The organism is Amycolatopsis sp. NPDC049253, assembly GCF_040678995.1.
Taxonomy (GTDB): domain Bacteria; phylum Actinomycetota; class Actinomycetes; order Mycobacteriales; family Pseudonocardiaceae; genus Amycolatopsis.
Window position 1 is genome coordinate 1 of the sequence record NZ_JBFAQX010000062.1, and the last position, 10,911, is coordinate 10,911.

A 10,911-nucleotide genomic window follows, 5' to 3' on the forward strand; every position below is an offset into this window, starting at 1 on the left:
AACCCATTTCCGTCAAGCGGCGGCCCTCGACCTGCCGGCGCACCAGCAGCGGCGAGCCGTGCTCCGTTTCGCAGACCGAAACGACCGGCGGCGTCAGTCGCTGGTCGGACGGTGTGCGGCCCTCGAGAGCGTCGAAACAGGCACACCAGCCGACCAGCGCCCTCCGCAAACACTCAGCCAGCCGGTTGAGCGAACAGGCTCTTGCCGCCGCAGACGTAGAGCACCTGCCCGGTGATCGACTGTGCTTCGGGCGATGCGAAGAACCGTGCGGCCCACGCGACGTCGCGAGCGTCGCCGAGCGTGCCCATGGGCTGCGCTTGCAGCAGTCGTTCCATCACCTCCGGCGGTTCGCGCCGCAGGAGCGGGGTGTCGATCAAGCCCGGCGCCAGGCAATTCACGGTGATGCCGTATTTCGCCATCTCGATCGCCAGCGAGCGGGTGGCCGACACCGTGCCGCCCTTGGACGAGGCGTATGCGAGCTGCCCGAACCAGCCGAGCCAGGCGCGGGAGGCGACGTTGATGACCCTGCCACGGCGCCTCTTGGTCATGCTCGTCACCGCTGCCTGCGAACACAGGAACACGCCGGTCTGGTTGATCGCGACAGTGCGGTTCCACTCGTCGTCGGTGATGCGTCGTACGCCGCGGTCGATGCTGATGCCGGCGTTGTTGACGAGGATGTCGACCGGACCGAGCTCCGCCTCGGCGCGGGCGAAGAGCTTCTCGACCGCCTCGCGGTCCGCGACGTCGACGGGGAGCCCGACTGCAGTTCCGCCCGCGGAGCGGATCCGCTCGGCCGCTTCATCGGCCTTGTCCCGCGCGAGGTCGGCGATCACCACCTTGGCGCCGCAGGAGGCGAACTCTTCGGCGATCGCGTTCCCGATCCCGCTGGCGGCCCCCGTGATGACGGCCACCTGCCCGGAAATGCTCATGATATTTCCTTTGTGGATGATAGAAATTGCTTAGACGGAAAGGCTCGACAGCAGGCTTGCGCCGCCGCAGCAGTAGAGCACCTGCCCGGTGATGTATCCGCTCCGGTCGTCGAGGAAGAACGCCGTGGTGTGGGCGATGTCCTCGGCGGTCACAGGCTGAGGCAGCAAGGGCTGCGGTTCGCGCAGATGGCTCCCATCGGGTCCGTCGGCACCGTGCAGCGCACTGCCTTCCACGGGAAGGCTGGCGACGACGTTCACGGTGACCCCGCGTGGCCCGAGCTGCAATGCGAGGCTCCGGGCGAAGGCCACGAGCGCGCCAGAGGTCGCGGCCGTGCGTGGCCGGTTCGGCCAGCCCAAGCCGTCTCGGCTGGTGACGACGACGATCTTGGCGCCGCCACCCTCGCGGGAACGCATCCGGGGCAATGCGCGGTCGACCAGGCTCGTCAGATCGTCGATCACCGAGGCGGTGTGCACCTCGTCGTCGCCGCTGAACAGGTCGGGTGCGTAGACGAGCGCGGCGATCGGCTGTTCGCTTTGGGCGGTACCGACGTCGTGTGCGACCGTCCAGCCGGCTTGCTGAAGCCGGCCGGCGAGTGCGGAAGTGACGAGGGAGCCGGATCCGGCGACGACGGCGACTGCGCCGCTGCCCTGCTGAGTTTCAGTCATGTTCGAGCTTTCGGTCAGGTCGTGGTGAGGATGTGGACGGCGCAGGCGCCGTTGTCGACACCGAAGATGCCGCCGCCCGTGACGTGGGTGAGCGCGACCTCGGCGCCGGGAACCTGGAGGGCGCCGGCCTGTCCGGTGAGTTGCCAGTACGCCTCGCAGATCTGCGTCACGCCCGTGGCGCCGACCGGATGTCCGCGCGAGAGCAGCCCGCCGCTGGGACTGACCGCGACCCGACCATCGCGATCGAACTCGCCCGCTGAGACGGCCTTGAAAGCCTGTCCGCGTTCGGCGAGCCCGAGCGCTTCGGAGTGCAGCAGCTCCGCGATGCTGAAGGCGTCGTGCAACTCGACCAGGTCGAGATCCGCCGGACCCAGCTCGGCCATGTCGTAGGCCGCGCGGGCGGTTCGGGCGGTGATGTCGGGCCAGGTCATGTCGCGGTAGGAGGTGTGGAACAGCCCAGAGCGGACCGCGCTTCCACGGATGCGAACGGTCGGCGAGCCGAGCTCTCGGGCCACATCCTCGGAGCACAACAGGACCGCTGCTGCTCCGTCGCTGTTGGGACAGCAGTGCAGCAAGCGAAGGGGATCGGCGACCGGCCGTGATTCGGCGACGTCACCGGCCGTGACTGCCTTCTGGAAGTGGGCCCGTGGGTTGTCCGCGCCATTGCGGCGATTCTTCACGGAGACGCGGCCCAGGTCGTCGGGCGTGGCGCCGAAGTCGTGCAGGTACCGCTGGGCGCGCATCGCGTACGCACCAGGCATGACCATGCCCTGGTCGATTTCGAGGTCCGCAGTGGTCAGCGGCAGGGTGCCGCCGCCGAACGCCGAGAGGTTCTCCGCGCCGAAGGCGATGACGCAGTCTGCGGTCCCGGCAGCGATCGCTTGCCACCCGAGGTGCACTGCGGAAGCGCCGCTGGCACAGGCGTTCTCAACCGAGTACACCGGCTGGCCGGACACGCCCACTCGTTGCAGCACGCGCTGGGCCAGCAGCGAACCTCCGTAGGAGGAGCCACCGAAGCCGGTGTCGACCCGGTCCGGTGTGATCCCGGTGCTCTGGATGAGATCGCGCACCGCGCGGTAGCCGAGCTCGGCCGCGCTCAGTTCCCGTTGCTTGCCGAACGGATGCACGGCCGCACCCGCTACGAAAACCGGCTTCATCGTGTACCTCCTGTGGTCGGGGTGACGACGTAGGACGAGAACTCCCCGTCGTCGTCAGCGCCGATCGGCCCGATGCGGAGGTCGACCGGCGTGCCGGGCTCGAGTGCTTCGTCTCCGGCGACGTGCGCGAGGACCCTGACGCCCGAGACGTCGACGTAGGCCAGTACGTACGGTGGGCGGAATTTCGCCGGACCGATGCGCACGACGGTGGAGGCGTAGGCGACGCCGTGGTCGTCGCTGGTGGTGTGCTCTACGTCGGGGGACGCGCAGGCGGAGCACACATCCCGCGGCGGGAACCAAGTGCTGTCGCAGCGGGTGCAGTGCGTGATGGCAAGCGCGACGCGATCTCCGCGGTCGCGGATCCAGCTCTGCCCGACGACGCGGGCGGTAGTGGTTGGTGGTGTGTTCATGGCGTTCCTCTCCGGTCAGCGGCCTCGGTACTCGGGCGTGCGGCGTTCAGCGAAAGCGGTGCGACCTTCCACTCGGTCTTCGGTGTCCCGAAGCAGGCCCCACAGCAGCTGCTCGAGCTGCACGGATTCGGTCAGCGGCAGATCACCAGTGCGCTGGGAGAGCGTCTTGAGGCTCTTGACCGCGAGCGGTCCATTGCCCGCGATCCGGTTCGCGACCGCCAGCGCGTGGTCGACCAGACGGTCGGGCGGTACGACGTCGCTGACCAGGCCGATCCGGTGCGCTTCGGCCGCGTCGATCCGGTCACCGGTGAGGATCATCTTCATGGCCACCGCCCGGGGGACCGCGCGCAAGAGTTTGGACACCCCGCCGACCGCGGGGACGCTGGCCCACCGAGCCTCGGGCAGGCCGAAGGTGGCGTTGTCGCTGGCGATGCGCACGTCACAGTCCAGCGCAATCTCCATGCCTCCGCCGAGTGCGTGGCCGTTCACCGCGGCGATGAGGGGCTTGTTGATGCGCAACTCACTGATCGTGATCGCGCGGACGTAGAGTCCCTCGTCGACGCTCTGCTCGTACGGCGCGAAGTACGCTTCGGCGAAGGACGTTTGCGGGGGCAGTGTCTTCTTCAGATCGGCGCCGGTGCAGAACGCGCGCTCGCCGGCCCCGGTCAGGACGGCGACGAGCAGTTCGGGGTCGTCGCGAAACTCCCGCAGCCGCTCGTTGAGCTCGCGCATCGACGCGATGTCGAGGGCGTTGAGTGCCTCGGGGCGGTTCAGGTGGATGAGGAAGACGCGATCTCTGCGTTCGGTTTCGATGGCCATGTCAGCCCACGACTCCTTCCCGCGCCAGGCGCGCGTATGTCTTCTCGTCGATGCCGAGCAGGTCGAGGCACACGGACCGGCTGTCAGCGCCGAGCAGCGGTGCCGGAGCCCGCAGCCGGCCTGGGGTTCGAGACAACCGATACGGGATTCCGTCGTAGACGCTCGGACCCATTACCGGGTGGTCGAGCTGCACCCAGTGCTCGCGCGCTCTCAGCTGCGGGTCGCGGTGCAGCAGGTCGTCGGTGTTGCGCACGGGCGATGCTGGGACGCCGGCGTCGGCGAGTGCGTCGGCGAGCTTGGTCGCATCCCACGCGCTGGTCTCGGCTGAGAGCACCTTGTCGAGCTCTCGTCGGGCCCGGTGGCGGGCCGCCGCGTCGGTGAAGTCGGGCCGGGCCGTCCACGCCGGAGCGCCCAGAACTCTGGTCAGCGCCTGCCACTGGCGGTCGTCGAACACGCCGATCGCGCACCACGAGTCCTCGTCCCTGCAGGGGTAGACGCCGTGCGGCGCCGCGACGGGGTCGTCGTTGCCCGCTCGTTCGACGCGGTGTCCGGCCGATGCCGCGAGCAGGGCCGGCCCGACGACGTTGACCGTGGACTCGAGCTGGGCGAGTTCGATGTACTCCCCACGTCCGGTGCGGCGCCGGTTGCGCAGGGCGGCAAGGACGGCGATCGCGGCGTGCAGCGGGTTCGGGACGTGGTCGGGGTAGTTGGTGCCGGTGCCGACGGGCGGCCGATCTGGGTAGCCGGAAAGTCCCAGCAGGCCGCCCGCCGCGGCGATCGCGAGCCCGTAGCCGCCGAAGTCACGATGCGGGCCGGCGTTGCCCTGCATGGGCATTTCGATGTAGATGATGTCCGGCCGGATCTTCTTGACCGTGTCGTAGCCGAGGCCGAGCCGGTGCATGGTCCCCGGGGTGAAGTTGTCGGCCACGACGTCGCTGCGGGCGATGAGCTCCAAAGCGATCTCGCGTCCTTCGGGGTGCTTGAGGTCGATGCACACGGAGCGCTTGCTGGTGTTGCGGTTGGCGAAGTACCCGCTGCGGTCAGGCCCGGGTTCACCGTCGCGGAACGGCGCCATTGAGCGAATCGGATCGGTACGCGTCCTGGATTCGACCTTGATGACATCCGCGCCGTGGTCGGCCAGCGGTTTGGTGAGAAAGGGCCCGGCGCCGACCCATGTGAAGTCGGCGATCCGGACGCCTTCGAGCGGTAAAGCGTCCGTCATGCGGTGATCCTTTCGTGGCGAAGAACTGAGCTCGTTGCCCGCTCTGGAAGGCCGGCTCCAGGGCCGACGTTCGCGTGGCTGAACCGGTACGGCGGACCGGGGAGCATCAACTCGACGGTGCCCACGGTGATCCGGCGGAAGTAGCTCTGCGCGTTGAGTTGCGGGCTGTTGAGCAGATCGTCCGGAGTGGACACCGGAGCGATGCTGATGCCGCAGCGCTGCCCCCTCTCGTAGAGGTCTTCCTTGGTCCGGTTGAGCGCAAAGCGCTCGAACATCGCGCGGAAGTCCGCACGGGCCTCGGCGCTGCGGCGCCACTCGGCTTGCCGCCAGCGGTCCTCACGCAGCTTCGCGGCTTCGCCGATGCCACCTTCCTCGAGCCAGTTGACGATCGCCGACCACGCGAGCGGGCGACCACCGAGCCCGCCCACCAGGTAGACCCAGCCGTCGGCGCACCGGAACAGGCCGGTGCCGGCCTCCATCGGCCCCGCGCCGGCCCGTTTGCGGACCAGCCCTTCCAGATCCAAGTACTGAACTGCGTTCTCGAGTGAGTGCGCCACAGCCTCCTGCACGGAGACATCGACAGTCTGGCCGCAGCCGGAAGTTTCCAGGGCGAGCAGCGCGATCAAGGTGGCGGCCGCCGCGTGCACCCCGCCGACGACGGCCGACTGGCTGCCCCACGGCCGCACCGGTTCGCGGTCGGGGTCTCCGGCCAAGCTCAAGAGTCCACCGGCGGCCAGCAGGGTGAGGTCGCTGGCGGGCCGGTCGGCGTGCGGGCCGGTCAGGCCGTAGGGGCTGATCGAGACGTGTACGAGCGAGGGGTGCCGCCGTGTGACGTCGTCCGGGTGGAGGCCTTTCGCGCGCAACGCCGCCGGCCCCTTACTGGTCAGCAGGATCTGCCCCGTGCCGAGGAGCTCTTCCAGGTCCACTTCGGACTCGGAGACGCTGGTCTTGCCCACTTCGGTGAACACGAAGCTCAGCGACATGCCATCGGCGGTGAAGGGCGGTCGGCGGCGTTCGGGGACGCCGCCGTCGGGTTCGACGCGGATCACCTCGGCGCCGAGGTCAGCGAGAAGCCGGCCTGTGTAGGCGCCCAGCCACGTCGTGAGGTCGATGACCCGGACTCCGTCCAGCGGGCCTGGGTTCGTCGGGATTTCCGGCACGTTCACCACCAGCCTGTCAGAACGAGAAGTGTCCAGGTCACGATCGGTGCCACCAGGACCAAGCCGAGACCCCACAACGTGAGTCGCTTGTAGACCACGGCTTGTTGGTCTTCGGGGGAGTTGGCGACCACTAGCGCACCATTGGTCGAGAATGGGCTGGAGTCGACGACGGATGCCGAGATCGACAGCGCGGCCACGAGTCCGATCGCTCCGACTTGGCCGGAAGCGAGCAGCGGCACGGCAAGCGGGATGAGCGCGCCGAGGATGCCGGTCGTCGAGGCGAACGCCGAGACGATCGCTCCCACGAAGCAGATCACCAGAGCCGCCAGCGCCGGTGCGGAGATGGAGGCGATCCCGTCGCCGAGGTAGCGCACCGTGCCGACGGATTCGAGCAACCCGACGTAGGTGACGATCCCGCAAATCAGCAGGACCACGTTCCAGCTGACATGGCTGAGTGCGCCTTTTGCGCCGGCTGGTGCGAGCAGCGTCACGACCACGGCCACCGAGAGAGACAGGAGGCCGATGTCGAGGTCGAAGACCAGCGACCCGACGACGAGCGCGGTCAACCCGAGGACGGTGATCGTGCGTTCGCGGTTGAGCTTCACGGTCTCGGTCTCGGTCTCGGTCTCGGTCACCGTGGCCGTCTGCAGCGCCACTCCGCCCGAAGGCGTCGTATCCGTCGGCTCGGCGTTCTCGACAGCACGGCGTCCTTGCCGGATGAGCTTGCGCCCTCCGAACGCGAAGTAGACGCCGATGGCGAGGAGGAGGTTGAAGACCACGTTGCTGAGGAACAGCACGGCCGGGCTGCCCGGCAGGTGGCTCTTTCCGACGATCCCGTTGGTGATCACGCCGAGCACGCCGAGTGGGGAGAAATTCCCCGCTGACGACCCCTGCACCACCATCAGGCCCATCAGCATCGGGTTGATGCCGTACTGCGCGCCGAGCGCCATGCCGATCGGGGCGATGATCGCGACGGCGGCCGGGCTGAGTGCTCCGAGCGCGACCAGCGCGCCGCTCAAGACGAACATGACCCAGGGGATCGCGGCGACGTGGCCGCGCACGGCCCGCACGGACCATTGCACCAGCCAGTCGACTGTGCCGTTGTTCTTCGCGATGGCGAAAAGGTAGGTCACGCCGACGAGGATCACGAACAAGCTGGCGGGAAATCCGCTCAGGACGTTGGCGGCGCTCTTGCCGAACACCCAGGTTCCGACGAGGAACGAGGCCACAAGGGCCAACGCGCCGAGGTTGATCGAACGAAGCGTGCCCACCAGGAAGATCCCGGCGAGCACGAGTATCGCGACGAGGTGGGGGGACATTCAGGCTCCTTGAGGTGACGCCACTGCGCCGGGGCGACTGCACGACGCGACTTCGCAGATGCGGTGTCGACTTCGTGAATGCGAAGCTATGTTCTATTGCCTCTACGTGTCAAGGGTGTGCTTCGAAAATGCGAAGTGTGCTGCGGATACGCGAAGTGACTCTCGGTAGTACCATGGGGCTCGGCGTGTACGTGAGAGGTTGCGAGAAGAAATGAACTCAGCCCGCATCGACCGGGCGCTCAAGATCCTGCAGTACCTGGGGCACCACCAGGAGGGGGCGACGCTCAAGCGAATCTGCGGCGACCTGTCGATGCCGATGAGCAGCGCGCACGACCTACTGCGCGCGCTGGAGGAGATCGGCGCGGTGCGGATCGCGAACCAGCGCACGTACTACCTCGGCCCGCGGTCCCTCGTGCTCGCGCTGTCCATCGTCGACGCCGTCGACCTCCGGCAGATCAGCCGGCCATACCTGGCCGAGCTGTGTGAAGAGCTCAACGAAAACACGTACCTCGCTCTGCGCAGCGGCAACACGGTCACCTATGCGGACCGCTATGAGGCAGGGCAGACGCTCTCGGTCGTCATGAAACTCGGTGGCCCGCGTCCGCTGCACGGCTCGAGCATCGGGAAGCTGATCACCGCCTACAACGCCGACCTCGAGAAGCTGGTGCTCGGAACCCCGCAGCTGGACCAGCTCACTCCGTTCACCCTCACCAACCGCACCGAGCTCCGGAAGGAACTGGAGATCATCCGGGCCCGTGGCTACAGCGTGAGCGACGGCGAAAGCGTCGAGGGCATCATCGGCCTGGCCACTCCAGTCGCAGTTGCCTCCGGCGCCATCGAAGCCGCCGTCCACGTCTCGGCGCCGCGCGGTCGGCTCGCTCCTGACCGGCTTCCGCAGGTGCTCGCCGCGATGTCGCGGACTGCTGCGGCGATCTCCGCGCAACTGGGCGCACCGGCGGACGCGGTCGCCGAGAAGTCGCTGACGGAGATTGTCGCCTCGGAGGAGAAGCGGCTGGCGAACGCTGGCTGAGCCGCCTGTACAAGACCGTGGTGTTCGAGCGAAGCTCGGGTCGTCGTGGCCGGCAGGGCGAGAGAGTCGGCGGTCAGGAAGTCGGTGCGGAAGTGCCCCGGGTTCGACGAAGGTGATCTTCACCTTGAAGCCGGCGAGCTCCGCGGCCAGGGCTTCGCTGAGGCCCTCCAGCACGAACGTGCCCGTGCAGTAGAGCGCCCACTCCGGCATGGTGGTCAGGCCGAGGATGAAGGACACGTTCACGACGTGGCCGCTGCCCCTAGGAGCGCAGAACCCCCAGAGTCGAGCGGAGGACGTTCCACACACCGCTCACTCGGATGTCAAGCATGTCGTGGACGTCGTCGGCACTGGTCTCCTCGACCGCGGCGAGGAAACCGTAGCCGCGTTGTTCACGACGACGTCGAACGCGCCGAGTCGGGCAATGGTCTCCCGCATCACACGGTCGACGTCGCTGCCGTCGCGCAGGTCGACGTCAAATGCGAGGAGCCGCTCGGTGTTGACCCGGTCGCGCAAGGCGGCGGTGAGCCGCTCGGTGGAGCTTCTCGAACGCGGTGACGTTGTCCCCGCGTTCGAGAAGCTGGGCAACGAGTTCGAGGCCGAGACGTCGGGAAGCGCCGGTGACGAACCAAGTCGCGGGCCGGTAGACGGCGTAGCTCACGGTGGTCTTCTTCTCCTTGAGCAGTGGATCGGTCGTGGGACCGTTGCCGGTTGTCCAGTGCGATTCCCAGCCTGGCAACCGAAAGGGCGTTGTGGACCGCTATCTCGTGCCCTGAGAGGGCAGGGACACTGTTGCCTAGGACTCAGAGGACCAGGCGGGGCGGCGATTTCCGTGCACAATGGACACCTGCCTGAGAAGAACCGGGCACTCGCCGATTTCCTGCGCCGCGCGCGCAGCCGGTGCGACCCGGCCCGGGCCGGATTGCCGACGGATTCCCGGAACCGGTGCGTGCCCGGCCTGCGCCGCGAGGAAGTGGCGCCCTGGCCGGGATTTCCACCGGCTACTACACACGGCTGGAACAGGCACCGTGCCCTCGCCGGCGGTGCTCGAGGGGCTCGCCCGGGCGCTGAACCTCGACGCGGCGGCGCGGGTCCACCTCGAGGACCTCGTCGGGCCGGCCGGCCCGGGCAACCGGGCCCGGCCCTCGGTGCAGCGCGTGCGCCCCGCCGCGACTGGCTCCTGGCCGCGTTCGGCCGCCAACCGGCCCTCCTCCTGGGCCGGAGCACCGACGTGCTGGCCGCCAACGTGATGGCGCGGGCACTGTTCGCCGACTTCGAGGCCGTCCCTCCAGCCGAGCGACCGGGGCACGGCCGCGCTGATCACCGATCTGCGTGAGCGGAGCGCCGAGTTCGGCCAGGACGAACGCCGGCTGCACCACCGCGCCTACCGGGCGATCCGCCTGCGGCACCCCCTCGTCGGTGACCTGACCGTCGACTGCGAGACCTTCACGCCGGCCGCGGAGCCGGACACCACGCTCCACGTCTACACCGCGGAACCCGATTCGCCGTCACAGCGAGCGCTGAACCTGCTGGGCAGCTGGGCCCTCTCGGACGGGGCCTCGACTCCGCCGGCGGCGAACTGATTCGGCGGGACTGTCCGTCCGCGTGGTACTGGTGCGCTGCCACACGAGCGCCCCGGCGGCCAGTGCGGCGAGGGAGAGCACGACGGCGAAGAGGGTCGTTCCCGTGGCGAGGCCGAGGCTGTCGCTGACGTAGCCGGTGGCCACCGGGAGCAACGCGGCGGGGATGTAGCCGCCGAAGTTGAGCAGTGCGTTGGCTTCCGCGCGCCGGTGGGCGGCGATGTGGGTGCTGATCATCGTCAACCCGCCGAGCTGGCCGAGGCCTTGCGCGGCACCCGCGAAGATCGCGGTGACGACGATGGCCGCGATCCAGCCGGCGTGCACGGCCGCCAGGAGCGAGCCCATGCAGGCCAGGGCGCTGATGGCGCCGGTGAGCAGGACGGCGCGGATGCCGAGCCGTTTCGCCGCGAACTGCACGGCGGTAGCGGTTCCGAACATGACGAACGCGGTGACACCGGCAAGCAGCCGGCTGGCGGTGCCGAGCACGTCGGCCAGCAGGGCCGGGCCGAGCGAGAGGACGAACGAGGTCGAGGTGATGCCGGGCGCGAAGACCGCGATGCCGAGCGCGACGTGCTTGCGGTGGGCGCGCGGCACGGCGGGCACGCGAACCCAGCCGCCGCCG

General features: G+C 68.7%; 11 protein-coding genes and 2 pseudogenes. 3 read left to right on the forward strand and 10 right to left on the reverse strand.

All coding sequences use genetic code 11. The features are described 5' to 3' along the window. Positions 1–173: 173 nt before the first annotated feature. Genes AB0K15_RS47610 through AB0K15_RS47645 form a run of 8 tightly spaced genes read right to left on the reverse strand, consistent with a single transcriptional unit; the run spans position 174 to position 7,682 of the window. Positions 174–929, reverse strand: a complete 756-nt coding sequence (locus AB0K15_RS47610; RefSeq protein ID WP_364067779.1) for an SDR family NAD(P)-dependent oxidoreductase — start codon at positions 927–929, stop codon at positions 174–176. Between the two features lie 30 nt (positions 930–959). After that, positions 960–1,595: an SDR family oxidoreductase gene (locus tag AB0K15_RS47615; protein WP_364067781.1), complete on the reverse strand. Its 636-nt coding sequence runs from the start codon at positions 1,593–1,595 to the stop codon at positions 960–962. A gap of 14 nt (positions 1,596–1,609) precedes the next feature. Further along, positions 1,610–2,752 (reverse strand): thiolase family protein, encoded by a 1,143-nt coding sequence (locus AB0K15_RS47620; protein WP_364067783.1) that lies wholly within the window; start codon positions 2,750–2,752, stop codon positions 1,610–1,612. Further along, positions 2,749–3,162 (reverse strand): OB-fold domain-containing protein, encoded by a 414-nt coding sequence (locus AB0K15_RS47625; protein WP_364067785.1) that lies wholly within the window; start codon positions 3,160–3,162, stop codon positions 2,749–2,751. Before AB0K15_RS47625 ends, AB0K15_RS47620 begins: the two co-directional genes overlap by 4 nt. Before the next feature lie 15 nt (positions 3,163–3,177). Then, positions 3,178–3,981 (reverse strand): enoyl-CoA hydratase-related protein, encoded by an 804-nt coding sequence (locus AB0K15_RS47630; RefSeq protein ID WP_364067790.1) that lies wholly within the window; start codon positions 3,979–3,981, stop codon positions 3,178–3,180. A gap of 1 nt (position 3,982) precedes the next feature. Beyond that, positions 3,983–5,203, reverse strand: coding sequence for a CoA transferase (locus AB0K15_RS47635; protein WP_364067793.1), 1,221 nt, complete (start codon positions 5,201–5,203; stop codon positions 3,983–3,985). Further along, positions 5,200–6,369: a CaiB/BaiF CoA-transferase family protein gene (locus tag AB0K15_RS47640; RefSeq protein WP_364067795.1), complete on the reverse strand. Its 1,170-nt coding sequence runs from the start codon at positions 6,367–6,369 to the stop codon at positions 5,200–5,202. Before AB0K15_RS47640 ends, AB0K15_RS47635 begins: the two co-directional genes overlap by 4 nt. After that, on the reverse strand, positions 6,366–7,682 hold the full coding sequence (locus AB0K15_RS47645) for an SLC13 family permease (RefSeq protein WP_364067797.1): 1,317 nt from the start codon (positions 7,680–7,682) through the stop codon (positions 6,366–6,368). Before AB0K15_RS47645 ends, AB0K15_RS47640 begins: the two co-directional genes overlap by 4 nt. A gap of 211 nt (positions 7,683–7,893) precedes the next feature. Between AB0K15_RS47645 and AB0K15_RS47650 the strand changes: the two genes are divergently transcribed. After that, positions 7,894–8,712, forward strand: coding sequence for an IclR family transcriptional regulator (locus AB0K15_RS47650; protein ID WP_364067799.1), 819 nt, complete (start codon positions 7,894–7,896; stop codon positions 8,710–8,712). 105 nt (positions 8,713–8,817) lie between these two features. On the opposite strand, the pseudogene AB0K15_RS47655 reads toward AB0K15_RS47650, so the two are convergent. Continuing rightward, a pseudogene (locus AB0K15_RS47655) lies at positions 8,818–9,297 on the reverse strand (SDR family NAD(P)-dependent oxidoreductase); the annotation flags it as partial. A 440-nt stretch (positions 9,298–9,737) separates the two neighbouring features. On the opposite strand from AB0K15_RS47655, the gene AB0K15_RS47660 reads away from it, so the two are divergent. Both AB0K15_RS47660 and AB0K15_RS47665 read left to right on the forward strand, forming a co-directional pair. Then, the gene (locus AB0K15_RS47660) at positions 9,738–9,959 is read left to right on the forward strand and encodes a hypothetical protein (protein ID WP_364067803.1); all 222 of its coding nucleotides are present in this window, start codon (positions 9,738–9,740) and stop codon (positions 9,957–9,959) included. Continuing rightward, positions 9,923–10,292, forward strand: a pseudogene (locus AB0K15_RS47665) (hypothetical protein). Before AB0K15_RS47660 ends, AB0K15_RS47665 begins: the two are co-directional and overlap by 37 nt. Here the strand turns inward: AB0K15_RS47665 and AB0K15_RS47670 are convergent. Then, on the reverse strand, positions 10,218–10,911 hold a 694-nt coding region (locus AB0K15_RS47670; protein WP_364067801.1), incomplete at its 5' end, for an MFS transporter. The pseudogene AB0K15_RS47665 and the gene AB0K15_RS47670 overlap by 75 nt on opposite strands.

Coding starts and splice junctions, on each gene's coding strand:
- AB0K15_RS47630 (WP_364067790.1), bottom strand. CDS start 3,981: ATGGCCATCGAAACCGAACGCAGAGATCGCGTCTTCCTCATCCACCTG.
- AB0K15_RS47610 (WP_364067779.1), bottom strand. CDS start 929: ATGAGCATTTCCGGGCAGGTGGCCGTCATCACGGGGGCCGCCAGCGGG.
- AB0K15_RS47635 (WP_364067793.1), bottom strand. CDS start 5,203: ATGACGGACGCTTTACCGCTCGAAGGCGTCCGGATCGCCGACTTCACA.
- AB0K15_RS47615 (WP_364067781.1), bottom strand. CDS start 1,595: ATGACTGAAACTCAGCAGGGCAGCGGCGCAGTCGCCGTCGTCGCCGGA.
- AB0K15_RS47650 (WP_364067799.1), top strand. CDS start 7,894: ATGAACTCAGCCCGCATCGACCGGGCGCTCAAGATCCTGCAGTACCTG.
- AB0K15_RS47625 (WP_364067785.1), bottom strand. CDS start 3,162: ATGAACACACCACCAACCACTACCGCCCGCGTCGTCGGGCAGAGCTGG.
- AB0K15_RS47620 (WP_364067783.1), bottom strand. CDS start 2,752: ATGAAGCCGGTTTTCGTAGCGGGTGCGGCCGTGCATCCGTTCGGCAAG.
- AB0K15_RS47645 (WP_364067797.1), bottom strand. CDS start 7,682: ATGTCCCCCCACCTCGTCGCGATACTCGTGCTCGCCGGGATCTTCCTG.